At 39.2% G+C, this 25,909-nt stretch carries 25 protein-coding genes; 4 read left to right on the top strand and 21 right to left on the bottom strand.

Annotated features, from left to right (window positions below):
• Positions 1-223: 223 nt before the first annotated feature.
• From nifJ to HCX62_RS02790, 5 genes are all read right to left on the bottom strand, one after another.
• Positions 224-3,874 (bottom strand): pyruvate:ferredoxin (flavodoxin) oxidoreductase, encoded by a 3,651-nt coding sequence (nifJ, locus tag HCX62_RS02810; RefSeq protein ID WP_185636943.1) that lies wholly within the window; start codon positions 3,872-3,874, stop codon positions 224-226.
• Between the two features lie 155 nt (positions 3,875-4,029).
• The gene (locus HCX62_RS02805; RefSeq protein WP_185636942.1) at positions 4,030-5,664 is read right to left on the bottom strand and encodes a Na/Pi cotransporter family protein; all 1,635 of its coding nucleotides are present in this window, start codon (positions 5,662-5,664) and stop codon (positions 4,030-4,032) included.
• A gap of 198 nt (positions 5,665-5,862) precedes the next feature.
• On the bottom strand, positions 5,863-7,143 hold the full coding sequence (locus HCX62_RS02800) for a hydroxymethylglutaryl-CoA reductase, degradative (RefSeq protein ID WP_185636941.1): 1,281 nt from the start codon (positions 7,141-7,143) through the stop codon (positions 5,863-5,865).
• A 40-nt stretch (positions 7,144-7,183) separates the two neighbouring features.
• A complete protein-coding gene (locus tag HCX62_RS02795) occupies positions 7,184-8,152 on the bottom strand; it encodes a winged helix DNA-binding domain-containing protein (RefSeq protein ID WP_185636940.1) in 969 nt (322 codons plus the stop codon).
• 78 nt (positions 8,153-8,230) lie between these two features.
• Positions 8,231-9,055: an aldo/keto reductase gene (locus HCX62_RS02790; RefSeq protein ID WP_185636939.1), complete on the bottom strand. Its 825-nt coding sequence runs from the start codon at positions 9,053-9,055 to the stop codon at positions 8,231-8,233.
• Between the two features lie 121 nt (positions 9,056-9,176).
• On the opposite strand from HCX62_RS02790, the gene HCX62_RS02785 reads away from it, so the two are divergent.
• On the top strand, positions 9,177-9,566 hold the full coding sequence (locus HCX62_RS02785) for a MerR family transcriptional regulator (protein ID WP_185636938.1): 390 nt from the start codon (positions 9,177-9,179) through the stop codon (positions 9,564-9,566).
• 16 nt (positions 9,567-9,582) lie between these two features.
• Here the strand turns inward: HCX62_RS02785 and HCX62_RS02780 are convergent, their stop codons facing one another.
• From HCX62_RS02780 to HCX62_RS02765, 4 genes are all read right to left on the bottom strand, one after another.
• On the bottom strand, positions 9,583-10,245 hold the full coding sequence (locus HCX62_RS02780) for a protein with hydrophobic anchor (RefSeq protein WP_185636937.1): 663 nt from the start codon (positions 10,243-10,245) through the stop codon (positions 9,583-9,585).
• 16 nt (positions 10,246-10,261) lie between these two features.
• Positions 10,262-10,819, bottom strand: coding sequence for a GNAT family N-acetyltransferase (locus HCX62_RS02775; protein WP_185636936.1), 558 nt, complete (start codon positions 10,817-10,819; stop codon positions 10,262-10,264).
• A 111-nt stretch (positions 10,820-10,930) separates the two neighbouring features.
• Positions 10,931-11,779 (bottom strand): hypothetical protein, encoded by an 849-nt coding sequence (locus HCX62_RS02770; RefSeq protein WP_185636935.1) that lies wholly within the window; start codon positions 11,777-11,779, stop codon positions 10,931-10,933.
• 14 nt (positions 11,780-11,793) lie between these two features.
• Positions 11,794-14,424 (bottom strand): cation-translocating P-type ATPase, encoded by a 2,631-nt coding sequence (locus HCX62_RS02765; RefSeq protein ID WP_185636934.1) that lies wholly within the window; start codon positions 14,422-14,424, stop codon positions 11,794-11,796.
• A gap of 224 nt (positions 14,425-14,648) precedes the next feature.
• Between HCX62_RS02765 and HCX62_RS02760 the strand changes: the two genes are divergently transcribed.
• Positions 14,649-15,053, top strand: coding sequence for a VOC family protein (locus HCX62_RS02760; protein ID WP_185636933.1), 405 nt, complete (start codon positions 14,649-14,651; stop codon positions 15,051-15,053).
• A gap of 71 nt (positions 15,054-15,124) precedes the next feature.
• Here the strand turns inward: HCX62_RS02760 and HCX62_RS02755 are convergent, their stop codons facing one another.
• The 12 genes from HCX62_RS02755 to HCX62_RS02700 all read right to left on the bottom strand — a co-directional run bounded on the left by HCX62_RS02755 (position 15,125) and on the right by HCX62_RS02700 (position 24,698).
• Positions 15,125-15,553, bottom strand: a complete 429-nt coding sequence (locus tag HCX62_RS02755) for a hypothetical protein (protein WP_185636932.1) — start codon at positions 15,551-15,553, stop codon at positions 15,125-15,127.
• Positions 15,554-15,657: 104 nt separating this feature from the next.
• Entirely contained in the window at positions 15,658-16,101 is a 444-nt protein-coding gene (locus tag HCX62_RS02750) for a hypothetical protein (RefSeq protein WP_185636931.1), read from the bottom strand.
• Between the two features lie 212 nt (positions 16,102-16,313).
• On the bottom strand, positions 16,314-17,240 hold the full coding sequence (locus HCX62_RS02745) for a nitronate monooxygenase (RefSeq protein ID WP_185502430.1): 927 nt from the start codon (positions 17,238-17,240) through the stop codon (positions 16,314-16,316).
• An 84-nt stretch (positions 17,241-17,324) separates the two neighbouring features.
• Positions 17,325-18,197, bottom strand: a complete 873-nt coding sequence (locus HCX62_RS02740; protein WP_008947211.1) for an ROK family protein — start codon at positions 18,195-18,197, stop codon at positions 17,325-17,327.
• 136 nt (positions 18,198-18,333) lie between these two features.
• The gene (locus tag HCX62_RS02735; protein ID WP_185636930.1) at positions 18,334-18,876 is read right to left on the bottom strand and encodes an HD domain-containing protein; all 543 of its coding nucleotides are present in this window, start codon (positions 18,874-18,876) and stop codon (positions 18,334-18,336) included.
• Positions 18,877-18,943: 67 nt separating this feature from the next.
• A complete protein-coding gene (locus HCX62_RS02730; RefSeq protein WP_185636929.1) occupies positions 18,944-19,645 on the bottom strand; it encodes a carbonic anhydrase in 702 nt (233 codons plus the stop codon).
• 198 nt (positions 19,646-19,843) lie between these two features.
• Positions 19,844-20,191: a hypothetical protein gene (locus HCX62_RS02725; RefSeq protein ID WP_185636928.1), complete on the bottom strand. Its 348-nt coding sequence runs from the start codon at positions 20,189-20,191 to the stop codon at positions 19,844-19,846.
• Positions 20,192-20,363: 172 nt separating this feature from the next.
• A complete protein-coding gene (locus tag HCX62_RS02720) occupies positions 20,364-21,437 on the bottom strand; it encodes an ABC transporter substrate-binding protein (RefSeq protein WP_185390910.1) in 1,074 nt (357 codons plus the stop codon).
• Positions 21,434-22,240 (bottom strand): ABC transporter permease, encoded by an 807-nt coding sequence (locus HCX62_RS02715; protein WP_003721373.1) that lies wholly within the window; start codon positions 22,238-22,240, stop codon positions 21,434-21,436. The genes HCX62_RS02720 and HCX62_RS02715 overlap by 4 nt, the downstream gene beginning before the upstream one ends.
• Entirely contained in the window at positions 22,237-23,046 is an 810-nt protein-coding gene (locus HCX62_RS02710; protein ID WP_003721372.1) for an ABC transporter permease, read from the bottom strand. The genes HCX62_RS02715 and HCX62_RS02710 overlap by 4 nt, the downstream gene beginning before the upstream one ends.
• Positions 23,046-24,140: an ABC transporter ATP-binding protein gene (locus tag HCX62_RS02705; protein ID WP_185636927.1), complete on the bottom strand. Its 1,095-nt coding sequence runs from the start codon at positions 24,138-24,140 to the stop codon at positions 23,046-23,048. Before HCX62_RS02705 ends, HCX62_RS02710 begins: the two co-directional genes overlap by 1 nt.
• Before the next feature lie 15 nt (positions 24,141-24,155).
• Positions 24,156-24,698: a helix-turn-helix domain-containing protein gene (locus HCX62_RS02700; protein WP_185480297.1), complete on the bottom strand. Its 543-nt coding sequence runs from the start codon at positions 24,696-24,698 to the stop codon at positions 24,156-24,158.
• A 209-nt stretch (positions 24,699-24,907) separates the two neighbouring features.
• On the opposite strand from HCX62_RS02700, the gene HCX62_RS02695 reads away from it, so the two are divergent.
• Both HCX62_RS02695 and HCX62_RS02690 read left to right on the top strand, forming a co-directional pair.
• Positions 24,908-25,366, top strand: coding sequence for a hypothetical protein (locus HCX62_RS02695; RefSeq protein ID WP_185636926.1), 459 nt, complete (start codon positions 24,908-24,910; stop codon positions 25,364-25,366).
• Positions 25,367-25,395: 29 nt separating this feature from the next.
• Positions 25,396-25,866 (top strand): isoleucine--tRNA ligase, encoded by a 471-nt coding sequence (locus HCX62_RS02690; protein WP_185636925.1) that lies wholly within the window; start codon positions 25,396-25,398, stop codon positions 25,864-25,866.
• The last annotated feature ends 43 nt before the right edge of the window (positions 25,867-25,909 follow it).

The following is a 25,909-nucleotide window of genomic DNA, read 5'->3' as shown; positions in this document are numbered from 1 at the left end:
AACTTTCACAAGTAGCAAATGGGTTGGGCTGCAACCACTGCCACTTCATTAGCTACAGAAGCCTTAATTTTCCTAGTGCATCTTCTCCGAAAAAAAGTTATATTTAAATAGTAGTTATTTCTTAATAACATTCATAAGAGAATATCTATTCATTCCCACATCGCTTTTGATTCCCACAGATTAAAAGCAAAAAAGAAGGTCCAGACAGTTCTGGACCTTCTTTTTATTTACCTTGTTCGCGCGCTAATCTTCTTGCTTCCCGAGCCGCTTTTCTTGCTGCTCGTTCATCATCAACCGGCGCTTTTGCCACTTCTTCTGTGACTTCTTTTTTCTTTAATATCTTTTCTAAATCAAGCCCTGCCATCGTAGCGTAACGTTTAAAGCGTTTTTCAGCATCTAAACGGGTTTTCTCGGATAGTTTTGTTGCTACTTCTGGATTTGCCTTATATAGCGCAGAATAGCGTGTTTCGCGTTTGAGGAAATCTTCAAATTGATCGAAATCGACTTTTTTGTAGTCCATCGTCATTGGATTCTTTCCTTTTTCTTCTAGCGCTGGATTGTAGCGATATAAGCTCCAATAGCCGCATTCTACTGCTTTTTGGGTTTCGCTCAGCATCGTTTTCATCCCGCTTGAAATACCGTGATTAATACACGGCGTATAAGCGATAATTAAAGATGGCCCTGGATATGCCTCTGCTTCTTCAATTGCTTTTAAGGTTTGGCGTTTATTCGCTCCCATCGCAATTTGGGCAACATAGATATTTCCATAACTCATCGCCATAATACCAAGGTCTTTTTTGCCGACAGATTTTCCGCCCGAAGCAAATTTAGCAATCGCTGCAGTTGGTGTTGCTTTCGACGACTGACCACCTGTGTTCGAGTAAACTTCATTATCCATCACGAAAATATTTACGTCTTCACCTGATGCTAACACGTGGTCAATTCCGCCAAAGCCAATATCATAAGCCCAGCCATCGCCACCAAGCATCCACTGCGAACGTTTAATAAATAATTCCCGGTCATTGTAAATCGATTCGAGTGCCGCATTGCCTTCCATCTCACTAAGCAGTGCAAGTTGTAATACTTCTGCTCGTTCGCGCGTATCTTCTGAAACATCCATTTGCGTTTGCCAGTCGACCAAAGCTTCACGTAAAGTCTCTGAAATTGATTCTTCCGCAAGCGCTTGTGTCACTTTATTGTTTAAAGCTTTTCGCATCGTTTGGTTGGCTAAATACATACCGTAACCATATTCCGCATTGTCTTCTAAAAGCGAATTCCCCCAAGCCGGACCGTGTCCTTTATCATTGACGGTATACGGCGTTGCTGGTGCTGATGCGCCCCAAATCGAGGAACAGCCAGTCGCATTCGCAATCATCATCCGGTCGCCAAACATTTGCGTTAATAATTTAACATATGGTGTTTCACCACAACCAGCACAAGCTCCGGAGAATTCCAGTAAAGGTTGTTCAAATTGGCTACCTGGAACAGTATTTTTCTTGCCCGGATTTTTCTTCGGTTTGACATTAATTGCGAAGGACCAATTCGGATTTTCTTTGGCAGCCACTTCTTCAAATGGTTTCATCACGAGCGCTTTCTCTTTCGCCGGACATGTTTCCGCACATAAATTACAACCAGTACAGTCCATTGGCGAAACTTGGATGCGGTAACGAAGACCATCTTTTCCACGCATTTCACGTGTCATAAAGCCATCTGGAGCGGATTCCATTTCTTCCTCATCCGTTAAAATTGGACGAATCGCTGCATGTGGACATACAAAGGCACATTCATTACACATCGTACAGTTTTCAGAAATCCATTCGGGAACTTCGAGAGCAATCCCGCGTTTTTCGTAAGCCGCTGTTCCCGGAGGATAAGCACCACTGACCATTCCATTAGAAATTAAATCGCCAACGGTCAAATTGTCGCCTTCTAAACGGTTCACAGGTTCAAGAATATTTTGGATGTAAGCTGGTTTTTCGGCCGTTACAGTTGTTTCGGCTGTGACAACTGGGTTTGCCCAACTTTCAGGAACTTCTACTTTATGCAAATTAGCAACGGTTTGATCCATTGCGAGAATATTTTTCTCCGCAACTGCCATATCTTTTTTCCCGTAAGTCGCGATAGCCGATTCTTTTAAGTCAGCCAGTGCTTTTTCGAACGGTAAAATGTCAGTCACTTGGAAAAAGGCGGTTTGCATGACGGTATTAATTCTTCTACCAAGTCCTGCTTCCCCAGCAATTCTCATCGCATTTAATGTATAAAATTGGATATTATTTTTCGCAATATATTCGCGCATTGCAGCTGGTAAATGGCGTTCTAACTGCTCGCCTTCCCAAATGGTATTAAGCAAGAATGTTCCACCCGGTTTTAAACCTTTTAACAAATCATACGAACGTAAATAGGCCGAGGTAGAGCAGGAAACGAAATCTGCTTGTTGGATTAGATAGGCTGAGCGAATCCGTTTTTCTCCAAAGCGTAAATGCGAAACGGTTAGCCCGCCTGATTTTTTCGAATCGTAGGAAAAGTAGCCTTGTGCATATAAATCGGTGTTATCACCAATAATTTTAATTGCAGCTTTATTCGCGCCAACTGTTCCGTCCGAGCCGAAGCCCCAGAATTTGCATTGGAATGTTTTTTCAGAAGTGAGGTCACTTGGTCCATCATTTTCGATAGATAGATTCGTAATATCATCTGTAATCCCCATCGTAAAGCGCGGTTTTGGTTTTTCGGTCATTAGGTGCGAATAAACACCGAGAATCTGGTCTGGTGTAACATCTTTTGAACCTAAGCCATATCTACCGCCAATAACTAGTGGACGAGTCTCACTATCATACAGTACACTTTGCACGTCGAGTAAAAGTGGTTCCCCGCCTGATCCAGGCTCTTTCGTCCGGTCTAAAACAGCCACACGTTCTACTGTTTTCGGCAGTTTTGCTAAAAAGTTTTCTGCTGGGAAAGGACGATATAAGCGAATATTTAGCAAGCCGACTTTTTTCCCTTGGGTTGTTAAGTAATCAATGACTTGCTCGATGACTGGTGTCACGGAGCCCATTGCGACAATAACATCCGTCGCATCTTCTGCACCATAATAATTTACTAAATCGTAATCTGTGCCACGAAGCTGATTAATTTCTTGCATGTAGTTTTGCACGATACCGGGAATTTCCTCGTAATAGCGGTTCACGGTTTCTCTTTGTTGGAAAAAGATATCCGGGTTTTGGTTCGAACCTAATGTTTTAGGATTGTTTGGCGTCATTGCACGATTTCTAAATTGTTGCAACGCCTCTTTGTCGAGTAAATTTTCTAATTCATCGTATTCGAGTACTTCGATTTTTTGCAATTCGTGGCTCGTCCGGAAGCCGTCAAAAAAGTTTAAAAATGGCAAACTTCCTTTTAGTGAGGCCAAATGAGCAACGGCGGATAAGTCCATAACTTCTTGGACGGAACCTTCTGCTAACATTGCAAATCCTGTTTGGCGCGCTGCCATCACGTCACTATGGTCACCAAAAATATTCAGCGAGGCTGCCGAAATTGTTCTTGCGGAAACATGGAAAACAGTTGGTAATAGTTCGCCGGCAATTTTGTACATATTCGGAATCATTAAAAGTAAACCTTGGCTCGCTGTATAGGTACTAGTTAGCGCGCCTGCTTGAAGTGATCCGTGAACTGTTCCTGCTGCTCCTGCTTCGGACTGCATTTCTACTACTTTTACAGGTTCATTAAATAAATTTTTCTTGCTCTTTGATGACCATTCGTCCACGAGTTCAGCCATGGTGGAGGAAGGGGTAATCGGATAGATTGCTGCAACTTCTGTAAATGCATAAGAAATATAAGCTGCGGCCGTGTTTCCATCCATTGTTTTTCTATTTCGCATAAGACTTAACACTTCCAGTCATTCTAGTTTTATAATCATTCCTATTTTACACCACTATTCGCTTATACTCAATGCTTCACAAGGACTAGTAAAAGTGTAGATTTTTAACAAAAAAGAAACTAGCGATTTTATCTCCACTAGTTTCTTTTTTACTTTTATTCGTTTAATTCTAAAACAGACTCAGCGATGTTGTTTGCGTGGTCGCCAATTCGTTCTAAATCACTAACAATATCGATATACAAGATTCCGCTAACTACTTGGCATTTGCCTTCATTTAAGCGGCGGATATGACTTTTACGTAATCTGCGTTCTGCTTTGTCGATATCTTTTTCAACTAAAATTGTTTCTTCCGCAAGCGAGCGATCTTTTTTATGCATTGCTTTTACTGCGCGTTCAAAATTTGCTGTTGTCAGTTCAAACATTTCGATTAGTTGTTCGGATGCTTCGTCAGACATTTTTGCTTTATTTTTAATCAGTTGATCAATGTTTTCAACGATGTTTTCCATATGATCACCAACGCGTTCAATGTCACGAACGGTATCAAGCATTAGCGCGTGTTCTTCTGTTTCGTTATTAGTTAAAGCAACAGAAGAAATTTTCGTTAAATACTCGGTGATTTTTCGGTCTAAATTGTTCACGGCTTCTTCTACCTGTACAGTAGATTCGGCATGTTTCGATTCCCGGTTAACCAAATATTGTCTCGCTTCTTGTAAACCAAATTTTGCGTAATCAGCCATACGAAGTGTTTCTTCGCGTGCCATTTCAAGGGCAATACCTGGTGATTGGTCGATTAAATTGGTATCTAAATGTTTTGTTTTATAATCGATCCGCGAATCGTCGCCTGGGATAAGCTTCGTTACAAGCCAAGCAAACGCACCAATGAACCAGAATTGAATAAATGTATTCGTCACGTTAAACGTTCCGTGCGCTACGGCGATGGTCATTTCTGGATTCAATCCAAACAGTCCTTGTAGATAAGAAACCAGCGAGGTAAACAGCGGTAGTATTAGCATGAAAATGACGGCACCGATTAAGTTAAATATTACGTGTGTCGCTGCTGCACGTTTCGCCGCAACACTTGCGCCAATTGCTGCAAGAACAGCTGTAATAGTTGTACCAATGTTGTCCCCGAATAATACTGGTAAGGCAGCTTGAAGATCAATCGCGCCTTGCCCGTATAACTCTTGTAAAATCCCGATGGTTGCACTAGAAGACTGCACAACCGCCGTGAAGATCGTTCCGATTAACAAACCTAAGAACGGATTTGTACTCATTTGAGCAGTTAATTCGTGGAAAGATTCCATTCCTGCAAGAGGCTTCATCCCTTGTCCCATCAAATCTAAACCATAGAATAACGCACCAAAACCAAAGAATACTTGGCCGATATTTTTCACTTTATGATTTTTAAAGAAGAATAAAAGTACTGCACCAACAGCAATTATTGGTAAAGAATACTCGGATAGCTTAATACCAATAATAAAGGCGGTTACGGTCGTTCCGATATTCGCCCCCATGATAACACCAATTGCCTGTTTTAACGTCATAAATCCGGCACTTACTAATCCGACCGTCAAAACAGTCGTACCTGAGCTACTTTGAATTAATACGGTAACTAAAATCCCGGCAAGTACACCCATAAAAGGATTCGTTGTGTACTTATCTAAAATATCACGGAGTCTGTCGCCGGCTGCCATTTGCAGTCCGTCTCCCATATATTTTATACCGAAAAGAAAAATTCCAAGTCCTCCGATAAATTGAAAAATCATCTGCTGAATATTTATGTCTCCCATGAAAATCTCCTTTTTGTTTGTAATCTTGTAATTTCACTCTTTTTTCATCATAAAAGAAAGTAAAAGCAACGTAAATAACTTTTTTTTATTTTGTAAAGGGAAATCCAAGTAAATCTCTGAAAGTTGTTGATACTAAAGGTTTTATCACGTTCCGAATGTATTGTTAAGTTTTTGTAAAGACGCGCTTAACAAACGACTTTATTTTTCGCTGCGTAATTTGGAAATAAATTCTTTCGCAGCTAAAACATTTAATTGCTTGCTTTCTTGTAAAAATGTAGCCACTTTTTCGATTTCGTCAGCTTCTGCACCAGCTGTCATCGCTAGTGATTTGGCCTGTAACGACATATGACCACGTTGGATTCCTTCTGTGACTAACGCTTTTAAGGCAGCTAGATTCTGTGTTAAACCAACAGCACATACTAGCATCGCTAATTCTTTTGCTGATTCAACGCGGGCAATTTTTTTCGAAAGGGTTGCGATAGGATGGATACCGATAGAACCTCCTACAAAGGCGACTGGCATCGGTAAAGTCAATTCGCCAACCAAATACCCTTCCGCATCTTTTGACCACTTAGTCATCGGTTTATAGCTTCCTGTGCGGGCGGCGTATGCATGACTTGCGGCTTCCACTGCGCGCCAATCATTTCCAAATGCCATAATTACTGCATCAATGCCATTCATAATTCCTTTATTGTGCGTTGCTGCTCGGTAAATATCGGCATCGGCAAATTCATAAGCGGCAATAATTCGATCACGCACCCATTCACCGCTTTGTGTTTTAGTCGCTAAGCTTTCAGGTTTTATCCGACAAATTGCTGTCGCTGTTGCTTCATCGACTAAATTAGATAAAATGCGCATATTGGCTTTCCCCGCGGTTAACACTTCTAATTCCGGCGCCAATGTTTCGACCATCGTGTTGACCATATTAGCACCCATTGCTTCTTGGGTATCTACTAATAAATGAACGATAAATAGCGTTTCTCCGCTAGCCGTTTGTGCCGTTCTGACTTGAAGATCCACCGCGCCACCACCACGTTTTTGCAAAGATGGATGGGCTTCGTTCGCAATCGCAACTAATTTTTCTTGATTCGCAAGTACGTTTTCTCTCGCAGTTTCCATGTCAGAAACAGAAATCAACTCGATTTGACCAATCATTTCCCGCTTCGTTGCACTACCTTTTATCCCACCATTTTGCGCAATGAGTTTCGCTCCAGAGCTTTGTGCCGCAATGACAGAAGGCTCCTCCATTGCCATCGGAACAACATAAGCTTTGTCATTCAATAGCATGTTCATTCCTAGACCCAGTGGCAGTGAATAAATACCAATTGTATTCTCAATCATATGGTTCGCCTTATCAAGAGATAGTGCCCCTGTAGAAGCTAAAAATGCTTGTTCTTCCTCATTTAAATCGGCATATCTAGCTAAAATTTCACGGCGTTCTTCTAATGTTTTTTTGTAAAATTTATCAAAAGCATCCATTGCTTTATCACCTCAAATTAAAATTTATGCAGCTAATTGACTATAGCATATTTCGAAACTGGATGTAACGGTCCCAGTAATCTCCCTCTAATCCAGCTAATTTCTTTGGTTTCTCCCATTTTCCAACTACTTTTCCGTCCGTGATAATTGCGGGTCTAAAAATCCCGTTTTTCGTAATAATTTCATCGTTCCATGTTTCTGGTAGCACAACTGAGCGGTCACGGTATCCGATAATCCATTCATCAAAGCCAGCAAGCGGAATAGTAGGTGTTGCGCTACTATTTTCAACGAGCGGCATTATGTAGAAATCCCCCATTTTAGGTAAATCAGCTAAGCCAACTTTAGCATCTGTCACATTTAATCCTGACCAAAAACAGAAATCTTTTAAAGTAGCTGGCGCATGGCTTTGGATGTAACGCTTCGCTAGTTCTTTGATTGCTCCCTCGCGTGTGAAATTAGTCGTGTCTACTGGGATGTGTTTCGTATTTCTAAACGATTCATCCGGACCAGAACAAATAATTTTTCGGGAACTTAAATACACTAACAGTTGAGCAAATTGAATTCCTGCACTTGGTAAGTCCATTGTCGCTAAATGTGCGGCTAAATCTTTTCTCGTAGCTGCTTGTTCCGCAACAAATTCCGCAACGACTTCGGAAGCCTTGTGGAGCACCTCTTCTGTTAAGCCTAACTTCGCGCGGTAAGGCTTACATATTTTATCAATCGTCGGAGCAATTAAGTCCATCATCCAATGATAATCTTTGGCTGAAAAAAGGTGGATAGTTCCACGCAGCAGCCATGAACGGATAATTTCACCATGATCGATGGCTTGTTTGACAGCGAGCTCACTGGGCGTAATTAGTCTACTTCCAACAGCCCAAAGCGATTGACCATAATTTTGCGATTGCATGGCACCAAAATGAAACACGATTTTTTCCGGGGAGTCGCACCACGAAGATGCTACTAATTTTTGATTAATAAAGCGGTTTTCAATTACTGTTTTTGCGTCCATCTGTTAACCTCTTTTTTTAGTTTATTGTAGCATAAAAATCCCCTCCAGTTCGATAAACTGGAAGGGAATTTTTTCATATTAGAAATTAAAGTTGTCTGGATCTGGGCCAGTTCTTTCGTCTTTATTCAATCCGCTGATTTTCGCCACTTCTTCTTCTGTTAATTCGAAGTCGAAAATATCGGCATTTTGGATAATACGTTCTTGGTGGACTGATTTTGGAATCGTCACGACGCCGATTTGTAAGTCCCAGCGAAGGATAACTTGCGCAACTGATTTGCCGTGTGCATCTGCAATGGCTTTGATTTCTGGGTTAGAAAGTAATTTCCCATTACCGAGCGGAGACCAAGCCTCTACGACGATATTGTTGTCAGCACAGAATTTGCGTAATGGTTCTTGTGTTAATTGCGGATGTAATTCAATTTGGTTTACCATTGGTACAATTTCTGCGTCTTCCATTAATTCTTTTAGGTGATGTTCGTGGAAGTTACATACGCCGATTGCGCGAACGCGTTTATCTTTATATAATTTTTCAAAAGCGCGCCAAGTGTCTTTAAATTTGCCTTTAACTGGCCAGTGAATTAAATATAAGTCGACATAATCAAGTTCTAATTTACGTAAACTTTCGTCAAACGCTGCCAAAGTAGATTCGTAACCTTGCTCTGCATTCCACAGTTTCGTTGTTACGAATAAGTCTTCTCTCGCAATGCCAGACTCTTTGATTGCTTGACCAACGCCTTCTTCATTTTTGTAAGCAGCAGCTGTATCAATGCTAATATAACCAGCTTCGATTGCCCATTTAACAGAATTTACTGCTTCATCGCCGTCTTGCACTTTCCATACGCCAAATCCTAAACGGGGCATTTCTACACCATTTGCAAGTTTTACTGTATCTTTTAAGTTCAATATAATCCGCCTCCTAAAAGTAATAACACGTTTACTATACACCTTAGAGTATACTCAAAGGCAAACATTTGGCTTTTCAATTTTCGAGGTGCTATTATTAAGAAAAAAAGAGGTGATTTTGATGCAACAAACAATCAAAGAAGCTTCCGCACACACGGGTTTAAGCGCCCACACAATTCGCTACTATGAACGCGAAGGATTAATTCCTTTTCTAGCGCGTGATAAAAATAATAACCGAATTTTCGATAACGAGGCTTTGCACTGGCTGGAATTACTTACATGTTTGCGCGTTACGGGAATGCCACTTGCGAAACAAAAAGAAATTGTCGAACTAACTAAATGTGGTGACAAAACTGTTTCCGAACGCATCGCTGTACTCAAAGAACATCAAGCAGATATGTATCGCCGACAAGCAGAACTCGACCGAGCATTTAAGAAAATCGAGAAAAAATTAGCTTGCTACGAAGAATTAGAACAAGAAGTAAATAAAAGTGTGGACCAGCTTAGCTAACTGATCCACACTTTTTTTATACTTGTTTTTTCTTTTTGCGGTGTCTTCTAATAAGGTAAATAATCAAGCCAATGATGACGATAAGTAAAATGCCACCAACAATCGCAATGTTTTTCACGTTTGGCACAGTGACCTCAAAATACATTTCAGATTTCTTATCGAGTGGAACATCCCAAGTCAGCTTCCCGCCATCGACACTTTTAGCATTGTTATCCCCAATCGTCGAAATCGGCAAATCTAAAACAAAGGTATAATCGACTTGGCTTAAAATATCTTTTGGAAAAGCAACATCCGTCACTTCTTTTTTCCAAATTTTTTCGATGTCGATATCCGCATCTACCTTGATTTTCTGCGTGAAGAAACTTTTTGTATTGGTAATTTTCACACCAAAATCTTCCGGTTTCATATCGCTCTTCGTCGTTTCGTTCTTATCTAGTTTCTTTTCGATATGATAGCTCGTATTTGATTTTTTATCTACAGTAAATCCTGCTTCTTTTAGTTTAGCTTCCATTTCATCGGAATAGCTCGATGCAAAAATCCCTGCTACAGTTGAAATATCGACATCAAAGGAAATAGTTGCCTCGCCTTTTTTATCTACTTTCACTGTATTGGTCACATCGGCGCATCCCGCAAGAACTAGCACCAAACTAAGCACTACTGTGAAAATTATCTTTTTCATCGGCTTGCCTCATTTCTTATTTTTGCATGTGTTCGTATTCGTGGCCGCTAAGAGTAATTTCGCCGGTCACATGAAAGCCTAAACGCTCATATAAACGTTTAGCATGTGGGTTTCCTTTATCACAATTCAAACCAACTACTTTTTCGCCCTCTTCTGCGGCAATTTCTGTTAATTTAGCAAGTAAAGCCGTGCCAACACCGTGTCCGCGGTATTTTTCGTTTGTCACGATTGAATCTAAATACCATTCTCCCGGAAACGTTTCTTTATCCACAAAAATTGGTTCCTCGTAAGTGATGCCATGTTTCTTCGCAATTGCGTTCCAAGCGTGGTCAATTTCCGGTTCGATTTTCCCAGGATAACCCGCCAAAACACCCGCAATATCGCCATCTTTTTCGTACACGTGCAGATGTCTATAACTATAACGATAATCTTCTGTTTGAATCGCTTCAACTAGCGCACTTGTAATCGCGTCTTCCGTCTCTACTTCTAAAATGGGTAATTCCATGTCTTTCCATATTACGAGTAAAAGTGGCGCAATTTTCGGCGCATCTGATTTTTTAGCTTGTCGAATCAATTTTTACATCCTCATTTCTCATTTCATTGTATCATTTTACTATTCTTTCCAGCACACTTGCAAAAATAAAATGCTATTTAGGCTCGATTTCCTCCAAATAGCATTTTATTCTTATCGTTGTGCTGCTTTTTGCAAGAAATCTACTGCTTGGCTCGATAAATCTGTATCTTCCATGATTTTTGGTTCCTCTTGAGTTAATAATTTCGTCAGTTTTTTCGTTTCTTCATCGGTTAAATGGTCTAAGGTTTTTAAGTTGTGCGCTGTTGGCAAAACGGATTTAATATAAGCTTTCAATGCTTCCAAACCGAGATTTTCTGTCAAAATGCCTTGGCGTAACAAGAGTTTAGCTTTTCCAACAAGTTCTGTCTCCAAACTCACATCATAACCCAAATGTTGTTGCTCCGTATCATGATTGTCTAAAAAATGCACTTCGATAGCAATTTGTTCTACTTCATAAACCCGCAAACGAATACGCATATCTGACTCAAAAACTAATTTCACACGGAAATCTGCTCCCAGTTCCTCATTTTTTTCCACCACTTCTCCTAAAAGCCATGCGTGAAAAGCGAGCAGTTTTTGACGTACTTTATTATTTTTAATATGTTCTAATACATACGGGAGCACGATTTTATTCGCATCGTCCGTCCAGTATGTCGGTAAATCCCGCCAATATTTTTCGGTATCCGCACTCGTTCCATTGACGAGAAGAAGCGGATACGGATAGGCACTCATATCACAAAATTGATTTTTTTGAAGCTCATATAAAAAGGGAATCGTCTTTTTCACCGTTTTACTCTCGATTCCTAGTTTTTCAACAAGTGGTGCAACAACAATCGCGATTTCTTCAATAACTTCTTCGGCACGGATTTGCGCTTCCTCGTTTCCAGGATAACGTGTACCGATATTTTTACCAAAGTTACGTTCTAGCGATGCTGCTACCAAATTTTCTATTTCATTCATATAGTTGTCCTCCTTCAAGCTTTTGCTCTTTTTCGCTGAATAAGCTTTTGAATTTCCACAAATAGGAGTGGGAACATCGAAAGGATGAATGCGAGAATCCAGTGCGTTAAGCTCATTTCTACTAAGAAAAACATGTTCGCAAGTGGTGGAATAATCGCAAGTCCTAGAATAATCAACATCGAACAAATCGCGCTAAAGAACAAGCCACGGTTTGATAAAAATCCGATGGTGAAAATCGACTTATCACTTCTTACGTTGAAAATATGCGCGACAGACGACCATGCTAAAATAACAAACGCCATTGTCATCCCCACTTCATAACTTGCGCCAATCGAATTATTTATCGTCACAAATTGCCCAATATAAAACCCAGCAAGTGTTACAATCGTGAAGACAACTGCTTGTGTCGCCATTTTCTTTCCAAGTCCATTCGCAAAAATTCCAGCATTTTTCGGAATTGGTTTCCGCTCCATAATCGAGTCATCTGCTTTCTCACGACTCAAGAAGAACCCCGGAATCCCGTCAGATACCACGTTGATTAATAGCAACTGAACAGCTACAACCGGCGCGCCCCAGCCAAGAATAATCGCAATTAACATAATGAAAATTTGTGAAAAGTTGGTACTTAACAAGAAGTAAATCGTTTTGCGGATATTCTCGTAGGCTGTACGCCCTTCTTTCACTGCATCTACAATCGTTGCAAAATTATCATCTGTTATCACCATATCTGCAGCGTTTTTAGATACATCTGTTCCAGTAATTCCCATCGCAGCTCCAACATCTGCCGCTTTAAGGGCTGGCGCATCATTCACGCCATCACCTGTCATCGTTACAATTTCACCATTTTTCTGCCAAGCTTTAACAATTCTGATTTTATCTTCTGGACTTACACGAGCGTATACCGCGTAATCTCTAATGTTCTTCTCTAAGTCCGCTTCTGACATTTCGGCAAGCTCAGCTCCAGTAATCGCCTTGTCGCCATCCGTTAAAATACCAATTTCTTTTGCAATTGCTGATGCCGTTACAATGTGGTCACCAGTAATCATTACAGTCTTAATACCCGCTTTTTTCGCCGCTAACACAGCAGATTTACTTTCCGGTCTCGGTGGATCAATCATCCCAACCATTCCCGCAAAAGTTAAATTCTTCTCAAGCGCCTCACTAGACAAATCAGTCGGCATTTCCGGATATTTTTTATAAGCAACAACTAGCACCCGAAGCGCATCCTCTGCAAAACTGTCATGTACGCGCTCAGCTTCTGCTAAGAACTCCTCCGAAAACTCTACCGGAATGCGGTCAAAAGCACCTTTTGTAATGGAAAGAAATCCATCTTCTACTTGGTGAATCGTCGTCATTAGCTTTCTATCCGAGTCAAAAGGAAGTTCGAATACGCGTGGATATTTAGCTTCCAATGCTTTTTTCGTTGTTCCTTTTTCTTCTAATAAACGGATAATCGCGCTTTCGGTTGGGTCACCAATGATAGTTTCTTCGCCGTCCGTTATATCAATCGTCGCGTTACTTGCAAGGCTTAGCATTTCTAACACATTGTTCTCCGCAGTATCAAACTCAGCTGTTGCTTTCAAAGGCGCATGATCTGCTGCCCAAATTTGTTGGATAATCATTTTATTTTGTGTTAAAGTCCCTGTTTTATCAGAACAAATAACCGAAGTATTTCCGATTGTTTCTACTGCTGGAATTCGGCGGATAATCGTATTTTTCCGCACCATATTTTGAACCCCATAAGCAAGTGTCAATGTCACAATAACCGGTAACGTCTCAGGAACCGCTGCTACAGCTAGGGAAATCGCAATCATCAATGTTTCAATAATCGTCTCACCGTACACATACACATCAATAATAAAAATTAAAATACCTGCTAAAAGTGCTACAATACTAAGGCGTTTAGCTAATTCTTTTAAGCGTAGTTGTAGTGGCGTCATCAGTTTCGATGTGCTGTTTAAAAGTCCCGCAATTTTCCCCATCTCTGTTTCCATCCCAATTTCTACGACAACAGCTGTTGCCCGACCATTGGTTACAAGGCAGCCCGAGTAAAGCATATTCAACCGATCTCCAATTGGCGCCTTTTCCGAAACAACCGCATTTGCATCTTTTTCAACCGGAACACTTTCGCCTGTTAATGCAGATTCCTCGACTTGTAAACTACTGCTGGAAATAATCCGTGCATCAGCTGGAATCATATCTCCGGCAACAATCTCAATGATGTCCCCAGGTACTAATTCCGTCGCATCCACTTGCATCCGCACGCCATCACGAACAACCGTTGTTAAATGTGCGTTCATACTTTGTAACGCGGCAAGTGCCTTTTCAGCGCTATTCTCTTGATAAATTCCAAGCACCATATTCAAAACAACGATACCTAAAATTACGACAACCTTCGCCCAACCATATCCAGTTGTAATCGCTAAATAAGCAGAAATTGCCGCTGCAAAAAGCAAAACAATCGTTGTAATTTCAATCAAATGGTGACCAATTTTTTGAAGCAAGGACTCTTTCTTCCCCTCTTCAAATTCATTCGTCCCAAACTCTGCATGTTTTTCTTTAACCTGTTCTTTCGTTAACCCTGTGTCTAAATTCGTGTGTAGTTTACTGAGAAGTTGCTCGATTGACTCTTTTACCCAAAGCATACATCTACCTCCTACGCACTCACTCCCAAAAGCAAGTACTTACTTTATTTCGTTGTAAAAAAATATTAACTTAAATATATCCGATTTCTTATTATAATTGTATAATATATCACGTTTATTTGCAAGTGTTTCATTTTTATTTACAAATGCTTATTATCTTGAGGCATGACTTCGCAACAGATTAAGCTTATACTAAAGCTATTAATTGTATAGGAGATGGTGAAATGTCTTTTGCAGTACCATACTTAGTTTTTAACGGCGAAGGTCAAGATGCGCTAACGTTTTACGCAGATGTGTTTCAAGCCGAGATTACAAGTGTTCAGCGTTTTAAAGAGATGAATAATTTTGATGGTGATGCAGTTTTTGGTGAGCGATTGATGCATAGCCGCTTAGCTAAAAACGGGGAAGAATTTATTTATATTACGGATGCGCCTTATGATGGTTTTACAACTGGGAACCGGGTGACGATTCTTATTAATTTTCAGTCTGAGGATGATATTAAGTATGCCTATGAAGCTTTAAGTGCTGATGGCAAAGTGGAGATGGAGTTGCAAATGGCGTTCTGGGGTTCGACTTATGCGCAGGTGACGGACCGGTTTGGGGTGTTTTGGCAGCTTAATTTTGGGTGAGTGTTAGAAAACCAGTTACGCCGTGTTTGGTGGGTAACTGGTTTTTTTGTAGGAAATGTATTCTGATTTATTCATAAGTTATTTTTAATTCTGTAATCCATTTCTGCTAGCGCCTCTTCCACATCTTCTTTTAAGCTTAAATTAGTTTTATAAGACTCAATAATAGCTCTGTAATCTTTTTTTCCAGAATTTCCTAATAAACTTAATATATAACTTAAACACTCATCATTAAATTCATTTAAATGCTTTACAACAGGACTTAAGTTAACTGATTTTTCAACAAAAGGCGCTTTTGAACCTTCTAGCATTGCATCAAGTATGGATTCTTTAATGTCTGAATCGTCCTGTTTTACAGCTTGCTTAGATAAGTTATTGATTATTTCTACAACCATATCATCTGGCTTTCTCCCATAATCTAAAGTATCTCGTATAAATCCAATCGCTTCCAATTTATCTTTTTTACTTTTCTTTGGATTATTTAGTACAGTTAGCCAGTCCATTTCAAACTCACCTTCTTATAAAAAGTTTAAATCATGTTTTTTAAGTTAACTTGGTCAAAATCCAAGCATCTGCCCTTTTGAAATATATGTGTTAATTTTTTAGATTAAGGTTCTTCTATCTTGGATTTATCTATTTTCTTCATGTAGTCTTGATAAGGATTATCTATATTATCTCCGACCGTTTCAATTGCATCTTGTATTTCCTCAAGTATTTCTGGTGATAATTCCGAAGTATCCTCGATAGATTTTTTCATTTTATTATAAGTATTTTTCAATCCTAAACTAATTAATAATAATGTAATTATATCTACGTCATCATAATTTTCTGTGTTCCATAAACTACATAATTCGTTATCGAGCTGTTCTCTTACAGGTTCTTTTAAAATTTCATAGGTGTCTACTTGCCTCATAGTCAATTCATCAAGAATATCAAAAAACTCTTTTTTACTTAATTTGCTTTGCTCAAAGTCCTTGATTGCTTGTTCAAATAAAAAATACAAATCATCTGCTGACACCCATGGCATTTTAGAATAATCATCTTTTTTCATGCTATTACCTTTCTTGTCTAGTTTTCCATCCTTTCATTATAGCACTGGTAACGATCTCGTTATGTGATCGTTTTGTGAACCTCTGTGTAGTAACATAGCCGAATAAAGAACTAATTAGTGCATTTTTAAACTTTACTTTTGTAAATGGCTTCCCAACTACACAAAAAAACAGCTATTTCTATTTAATTAAATAGAAAATAACTGTTTTTAGTTTATAATTCTAACCCAGCAATCACATTCTTAGCATCTGTCATCATCTCTTCGATAACATCTTTACAAGGTTTAATTTCTGTAATCAAACCAGCGATTTGCCCAGCCATGACAGAGCCGTTGTCTGTGTCGCCTTCTTGTACTGCTTTTCGTAAAGAGCCTAAAGTTAACTCTTCTAAAGTATCACGATCGGCGTTTTCTTCTTCTAAACGAATATATTCTTTGATCATTTTGTTTTTAATTGAGCGAACTGGTGCGCCTGCTTTTCGGCCGGTAACCATTGTGTCGCGGTCAGAGGCTTTGATTACAGCTGCTTTGAAATCTGGGTGAACTGGGCATTCATCGGTTGCTAGGAAGCGTGTGCCGATTTGGACGCCTTTTGCACCTAGGGCTAGGGCTGCGGCGATTCCGCGACCGTCGGCAATTCCGCCTGCGCCAATGACTGGGATAGTAACGGCATCCACAATTTGAGGTAGCAGCGCCATTGTAGTTGTTTCGCCAACGTGTCCGCCTGCTTCTGTTCCTTCTGCGATAACTGCATCCGCGCCCATTTTTTCCATGCGCTTAGCAATCATCACGGATGGGACAACGGGGATTACGATAATTCCAGCTTCTTTCCAAATTGGCATGAACGTTTTTGGCGTTCCCGCTCCGGTTGTAACGATTCCCACTTTTTCTTCAATAATTACTTCGGTTAGTTCCGCAATATTGGTCATCATTAGCATTAAGTTAACGCCGAATGGTTTATCTGTCAGTGCTTTTGTTTTTTTGATTTCTTCGCGAAGCATATCAGCGGTCATTCCGCCTGAAGCGATAATTCCTAAACCGCCTGCGTTGGATACAGCTGCGACAAGTGGAGCTTTAGCAATTTGCGCCATGGCACCTTGGATAATCGGATATTTAATATTTAATAAGTTCGTAATGGACATCTTTTTCCTCCTGCGTTCTTGTTTGTTTTATCACATTTCAGTATATCAAAAAACAGCCCTATAAACTAGAGCTGTTTTTCGTCATTAATTGGACTCTTCCGCATCCACTGCAAGTAAGACACAGCCAGTTATTCCAGCGTCATCTTCTAGTTTTGGTGGAACGATATACTCATCTAAGTCTGGCAATTGCACATAATTGTTTACGAGTGCTTTTAATTTTTGACGGACAAGTGGGAAAAGTTGGCGCTGTTTCATTACGCCACCACCTAACACGATTCTTTCAGGGGATAGGATAAGTGTATAATTCATCAAAGCTTGAGCGATATAATGCGCTTCTAAATTCCAAACTTCCTCATTATCGGCGAGTTCTGCGGCTTTTTGACCCCAACGTTTTTCAATCGCGCCACCTGCTGCAAGGCCTTCTAAACAGTCGCTATGGCTTGGGCAGCTGCCTGTGAAACGGTCGCGCTTATGACGGCGCACCATAATATGTCCCATTTCTGGGTGGGAGAAACCTTCGAGAATTTTCCCAGCGACAACTGCTCCGCCACCGATTCCTGTTCCGATAGTTAAGTAAATACAACTATCCAAACCTGCTGCTGCGCCTAGGTTTACTTCACCTAAAGCGGCTGCATTAACGTCCGTTGTAAAACCGATTGGGACATTAAATTCTTTTTTCATCGCGCCAACGATATCATAATTGCGCCATGCTAGTTTTGGCGTTTGCGTGATGTAACCGTATGTAGCACTTGATTTCCGAATATCGATTGGTCCAAACGAGCCAATTCCGATTGCTTTTAATTCATCCTCATACTGTTTGAAAAATTGAATGACTGCTTTCATTGTTTCTGCTGGTTCCGTTGTCGGATAGCTCGCTCGTTTAATAATTTTCCCTGATTTTTCACCAATTGCTACGACGAACTTAGTCCCACCTGCTTCAATTGCTCCATAAACCATCCAAAAAACTTCCCTTCTCGTAAGTTTTATAACGCTTTCATTTTACAATAGTTTTTTGGGAAAAGAAACTTATTTTCTAAAAACTTATCAATTTAATTCTAATTACCTAATTTAACAGATATTTAACCATAAAATTTTACTTCTTAAAAATCCACTTAACTAGTCGGGCATATTCATCAAAGAATGCGGGGATTTCGGCCGGATTTATCCCGTATTCCATATTATTTTTAATACCTTCATTGTACCATTTTTGCAGTTCGTATCCGCGTTTAAAATAGTCCCAGACAGACTTACCTTCTGAGCTTAACGCATATTTGACAGAGGTTAAATTATCTAATTTATCCGCCACGATTAATGCTTTTTCTTCTAAGTTTCCAGTGCGCACCTGTTCAATCGTATGCGCTTTTCTTTCTTCCCACGATAAGGTTTTATTTTCTGTATGAGAAGCTACTAAATCCGCAACAACATCGCCAAAAGCTGCGCGAATATCTTGATCCGTCATCTCCGTATCCTCAACGGCATCATGCAGCAGACCAGCGACAACAACTTCTTCACGGAAACCAGCGCGGCGCAAAATTCTCGCTACATTTAAAGGGTGCGAAAAATAAGGCTCGCCAGTAATTTTGCGAACTTGTCCACTATGTGCGTCGATCATCATTTGTCTCGCTTTTTCATACATAAAAAGAAGCCTCCACTCAGAATCTATGTCTATACTATACAAGATTCGAGCGAGGCTTTCTAGTTTTTTAGTTGTAAAAAGTAATTTCGCGACCGTTTAAGTCTTGAACTGGTCGACTTGTATTGCCAATTGCTTTTTCAAATTCAGTGAAATCTTCTTGGCCAAGCGTCTTCGCATTTTTTAAAACGATCCAAGTTACGCCTTCCACGGTTGGCGGCGTTGTCCGTGAACCTTGGTACGTATAGAAAACACGCTCTTCTGGCATAAATTCATTCACATCTAAAGTAATTTCCCGTTCTGTTTCAAAATCAGCAAACACTTCTGGGAAATAGGTTGGTAAATTTTTGAATTCGACATTATTTGTATTATCAATATCCATCCAAGCACTCATTACAAGCGTTGTGCCGTCTGGTTTTTCATGTACAAAGTGCCATTCAATCGGATACATATAACCGTCAAGCAAATGCTCTGCCGGAATATGCGCATGAAATGATACAAGCGGATAATACTCGCCGTTAAAGCGTAACCCTTGTTCTTTATCATGCGGGAAAACATGAACTGATTGTTCAATTCTTCTCATCGTGTAGTCTGTTTCTTTATAGTGAAATTTCATAGTTGATGGTTTTAGTTTTACAACATCTGTTTGTTCGATATTAACTGGCGATTGAGCCTTTCCAGTATGCGCGATTTCAAAGTCAGAACAGATATGCCCCCACATTTCTGGTCCAGTCTTTTCATCGTAACCCCATAACACTTTCTCCTTTGTCATAACCATTTCTCCTTTTCGAAAAAAATTGCGTAACATTATTTTAGCGGATAGCTGATCTATTCCACAAGTAATTTGCTTAATGTTCGTGTTTTGACTTTGGTGTGAACTTGTGTGAAGATACTGGTGGCTTTATTTTTAAGACAGCATTCACCAGAAAATATTTTTCATTAAAGATGACTCAGCTTTAACACTAAATTATTAAAACTGACTGAACTTGGATATCCAACCGTCTTCAGTAAACAACTCACCAGCAAGTCCGTCACTTGTTTTGACAATGTTTTCATGATTCGCTAAGAGAGTTAACTTGTCTTCTGATTGCTCAAACATCGTTAAAATATTAAATAGCGTATTATCAACCATCATTACTCCTAAAAGATTTATAAATTCCTTATCCTCTTCGTTCATCGTTGAAAGCTTATATTGAATATCTTGTAGAGAAGGGGCTTTGATTTCTTGGTTTAATAAAGAATTTAAATGTCGAATACTTCTATCTCGCGAGGAAGTGATGAATTCCTCTCCAAACATTGTTAAATTAGATTTATCCATGAAAATCCTCCTTAAAGTAGCATTTTATCGCTTTAATTACAGTAGTTTTCTAACTTTAAAAGGAAAACACTAGCATAAACACGTTTTCACGCAATTTATTTAGTATAAATGAGTGAAAAATAAAGATACTTTAAACTGTACTATTAGTACGATGTTCCAATGAAGAAATACTTTATTTCCGATACATCTTAAACTCCAAAAATAATTCATTATAATACGACAGCATTCGTTTACCGAGGTTATCGTACACTTCCAAATTATTTAATTCGTCCATATCCGGATAAAAACGTTCATCACTGGAAATTTCTTTTGGTAACAATTGGACGGCTTTGGCATTTGGTGTTGCGTAGCCGACATATTCGGCGTTAATTGCGGCATTTTCTGGTTTTAGCATGAAATTAATAAATTTATGCGCGCCATCAACGTTTTTCGCTGTTTTTGGAATGACCATGTTATCGAACCATAAATTGGAACCGTCTTTTGGAATAACGTATTCTAAATCTTCATTTTCACTTAACATTTCCGCCGCTTCTCCGGAGAAAGTAACCGCGACTCCCGCCTCATTGTCCGCCATGAGTAATTTAATCTCATCACCAACAATCGCTTTGACATTCGGCGTCATTGTTTCTAGTTTATCTCTGGCAGCTTGTAAGTGGGCTTTATTTGTATCATTCAGCGAGTAGCCAAGACTATTCAGCCCAAGTCCCATCACCTCACGAGCCCCATCAATCAGCAAGATTTGGTTCTTCAACTCAGGATCAAATAACGCATTCCACGTATCGAAATTCTTATCCGGGAACATTTCTTTATTATAAATAATTCCAAGTGTTCCCCAGAAATACGGCATCGAATATTTATTATTATCATCAAACGACAAATCCATAAAACGCGGATCAAGGTATTTTTCATTTGGTAGTTTGGAATGATCAAGCGGAATTAGTAAATTTTCTTCTTTCATTTTACTAATCGCGTAATCACTTGGCACCGCAATATCAAAGGTCGTTCCACCTTGTTCAATTTTTGTCATCATCGCTTCATTAGAATCAAAAGTTTGGTAAATGACTTTGATGCCTGTTTCTTCTTCAAATTTAGTGATGAGCGATGGATCAATGTAATCGCCCCAGTTATAAATCGTCAGCGTATTACTCCCAGCATAGCCCTCCGAACGGTTCATCGTCGTTGCAAGTAGCATCATCAGGAGCGCGACAACAATTACTGGTACAAAAATTTTCAGCAGTTGCTTCATTCTTTCGTCGCCCCCGTCCGAATATTTTTACTTGTATTGCGTTGGTTAATAAAGTAATAACCGATCACTAGAATAATCGTGAATAGGAAAATTAGTGTCGATAAAGCGTTGATAGAAAGCGAAATACCTTGTCTTGCGCGGGAATAAATTTCTACGGCTAAAGTCGAGAAACCATTTCCTGTTACAAAGAAAGTGACCGCAAAATCATCTAGCGAGTAAGTCAGCGCCATGAAAAATCCAGCTAAAACGCCTGGCATAATATACGGCAGAATCACTTTTGAAAGGACTTGCCACTGGCTCGCACCTAAGTCGCGCGCCGCATCCATTAACGTCGGGCTCATTTCTTGCAACTTCGGCAAAATCATCAACACGACAATCGGAATACTAAAGGCAATATGCGAGACTAGTACAGAAATGAAACCTAATTTCACACCTAAAATCGTGAAGAAAATCAAGAAACTAGCACCGATAATAACATCCGGACTAACAATCAACACATTATTCAAACTTAAAAGCGAGTTTTTCGCGAATGGTTTTGGCATAAATTTAATCGCCAGCGCCCCGCAAACCCCGATAATAGTTGCAATCACAGAAGAAAGTAGCGCAATCACAAACGTATTTAGCACGATAATCAGTAAGCGCGTATCTTGGAAAACTTCTTTATAATATCCAAGCGTGAAGCCACTAAAGTTATGCATCGTGCCGCCTTTATTAAACGAGTAAAAAATCAAATAGAAAATCGGCGCATATAAAATCACAAAAACAAGCACTAAATAAATTGTACCCCATTTACTTTTCTTCATTTACGCGCACCTCTTTTCTTTTTCGAACCTGTTAAGAACATTATTAAAATCATCGCGATAATTAAAAATACACCAATCGTCGAGCCCATTCCCCAGTCTTGCGTCACAAGGAAATGTTCTTCAATCGCTGTTCCGAGCGTAATCACACGGTTTCCCGCAATCAATCGAGTAATCATAAAGAGTGATAGCGCTGGAATAAAAACAGCCTGACACCCTGATTTTACGCCGTCAGCAGTGAGTGGGAAAATTACTCGTCTAAACGTTGTCAAACTAGATGCACCTAAGTCGCGCGATGCTTGAATCAACGTTGGATTAATTTCCTCAATCGCATTAAAAATCGGCAAAATCATAAATGGAATAAAAATATAAGTCGATACAAATAAGAAACTAAAATCGGTAAATAAAATCTGTTTCGAGCCAATTCCGAGTATTTCTAAAAACTGATTCGCCGCCCCATATGTCCCAAAAATCCCAATAAAGGCATACGCTTTAAGCAACAAATTTATCCAAGTCGGCAAAATAATCAGCAATAGCCAAAGTTGTTTATGCTTTAGTTTCGTTAACAAGTAAGCCGTTGGATACGAAATCAGCAGTGTGAAAACCGTAATTAAAAACGCATACCAGAACGAACTCGCCGTCATTTTTAAATAGACAGGGGTGAAAAAATGAATATAATTATCTACAGTAAAATTGCCATCAACATCAAAAAACGAATAATACACAATCAATAAAATCGGTGCAACAACAAAAAGTAAAATCCAAAGAACATAAGGAACAAGGTAAACTGTACGGGTGCGTCTATTCATTACTGCACCTCATCGTAGCTATCAAGCCGCTTATCGAATTCTTCCTCCGTTTCCCCGAGACGCATAACATGAATTGCCTCTGGTTCAAACGCTAAGCCAATCTTATCACCCACACGAACTTTTCTCGTTGTGTGAACAAGCCATTCATTTCCATCAGTATCGATACAACCTACTTCATAATGCACACCGCGGAACAGCATCCAATCAACGGTTACTTGCAGTTGGCCTTTTGCAGCTGAAGTGATTTCTAAATCTTCCGGACGAATAACTACCTCGACAACTTCATTCGGGCGGAACCCTTGGTCGACACATTCAAAACGTCTTTCCACAAATTCCACTTCGAAATCTTGAATCATTTTGCCATTAACAATGTTGGATTCGCCGATAAAATCTGCGACAAATTTATTAATCGGTTCATCGTAAATATCAATCGGTGTCCCACTTTGTTGAATTTCGCCTTTGTTTAGTACAAAAATTTCATCGCTCATTGCGAGTGCTTCTTCTTGGTCATGCGTTACAAAAATAAATGTAATTCCAAGACGTTTTTGCAAGTCGCGTAGTTCATATTGCATTTCTGTGCGCAGCTTTAAATCAAGTGCTGATAGTGGCTCATCAAGCAAAATAACTTCTGGTTCATTGACGATTGCTCGCGCGATTGCGACACGTTGTCTTTGCCCACCAGACATTTCGCTAATTTCTCTTTTTTCGTAGCCTTTTAAGTTAACAAAGCGCAATGCTTCTTGTACTTTTTCATCGATTGCTTCTTTTTTCAATTTTTTAATACGCAATCCAAAAGCAACATTTTCGTACACATTTAAATGCGGAAATAAAGCATAATCTTGGAAAACGGTATTTACTGGACGTTTGTTGGCTGGAATTTGGTTAATTACTTTTTCGCCTAAGTAAATTTGTCCTTCTGAAGCTTCTAAAAACCCGGCGATTAAGCGCAAAATAGTTGTTTTCCCGCAACCAGATGGACCGAGCAACGTATAGAACTTCCCTTTTTCTATTTCAAAGCTGACATTGTCAAGCACTGGTGGATCATTATCAAATTGTTTTGTTACGTTTTCAAAACGAATAATTGTTTCTGTCACAATCATTTACCTCCCTTATAAATATGAATCTGTCGCTACTAAGATGAGTGTTGCTTGTTCATTTGATCGATTAATAATTTGATGTTCATCTGCAGCGTGGAAATAAATTGCTTCTCCTTTTTTGGCTACATATTCATTTCGACCAAGTAGCACGGTCACTTCTCCTTTTAGCACATAGGCGAAAGTTTCTGAAAGTGATGGCTCAAAGTTTTTAAAACAGCTGTTTGCTTCTATTTCAAGTAGTACTGGCTCCATTTCTTTTTCGTTCGATTCTGGAACAAGCCACTTAATTCTGTATCCTTTTTCTTCATCTTCAAAGAAAGTATGCTCTAGTTCTCCGTAGATTACTTTTTGATTATGTTCTTCTTCATCAAAGAAATCTTTCGGAGTAGAACCTAACACTTCCAAAATAGCAAATAACGTTTCAATAGAAGGAGAACTTAAATCTCGTTCTAACTGAGAAATATATCCCTTCGTCAAATCCGTTCGTTCGCCTAATTCTTCTTGCGTCAAATTCTTACTAAGCCTTAGATTTTTTATGCGTTTGCCAATTTCCATGTCCATGTCCTTTCTTTCAAGTTTAGTGATAGTAAACCTCAAGTCATATAAGTTTACTAATATTAAACACAAAGTTTACTTACAGCAAGCTACATTATACAACAAAGCCTCCACATGGACAATAGTTTTTTTGATTTTTCTACGATAGACAAGGTTTGTTTTTAGTGCTAAAATTTTATTATTAAAACAGCATAGGTGGACTATCTTTTATGAAAAAATATCGCTTTTCGAAAAATAATCTCAATCTATCCACAGTAATCTTAATCGTTATATTTACCTGTTCTTTGATTACTTTTTTGGTTCTCGCAATTACGCTGCATATGCGCTGGGAATTTTTTGCTTTTCTTTTCGCATTTGCCACCTCAAGTTTTTTCTTTCTCAAAAGGCTTTTCCCAGGTGCATTTGCTGTAGGTGAAGAAGCATTCTATTATAAAGAAAAACCGTACCCTTATAGCGAATATATTATCGAATGTGATGCAAAATTAATTCGTTCTACAGGCGCCTCTAGAGCATTATCATACTATCGAATCGTTATCATAAATAGAGATACTCGTGCGGAAAAACTTATTCGAGTCTATAATGCGACGCGTAGATATAATGACGGCGAAAAGCATTTGCAAGAAGAAATGGAAGAATTACGTGATCAAATCAATCAATATCAAGTTTAACTAAAATACTTCTTAGGCGGTATACAAAGATGAAAAACTATTCTTTTTTTAAATATAATATGAATATCAAAACCTTTTTTACATTCATTGTTGGCTTGGCGATTATCGGCTTTGGCTTCTACATTCTTGCTACCTTTGAGACATTGCGCATTTGGCAATTTATCGGTATATATATCGTTTTAAGTGTGTACATTATTTGCGTCATTTTCACTTATTTTAACGGGACCGTTTCTGTTAATAATCGCACCCTCTTTTATAAAAAAGGACTTGCAGATAAAAAGTACCCTTTTAGTCAATATATGTTGGAATGTGATACAAGATTGCACGGCCGGACGATTTCGTTCCTGCCTTATTACACGATAAATATTCTTAACCTAGAAACTGGCAAAGAGCAAAAGATTAAGCTTCGTAATGCGGCGATTGTTATGAACAGCGGTAGAAAAAATTACCATCTAGAAATTGAACGTCTCGCTGAAGATTTGAAAAAAATGCAAGCCTAAATAAAAATCCCTACGAACGTTATATTGTTCGTAGGGATTTTTG

Source organism: Listeria swaminathanii (assembly GCF_014229645.1).
In the GTDB taxonomy this organism is placed as follows: domain Bacteria; phylum Bacillota; class Bacilli; order Lactobacillales; family Listeriaceae; genus Listeria; species Listeria swaminathanii.
The sequence above is the reverse complement of the archived record's forward strand: the minus strand, read 5'-3'. Positions and strand labels throughout refer to the sequence as shown.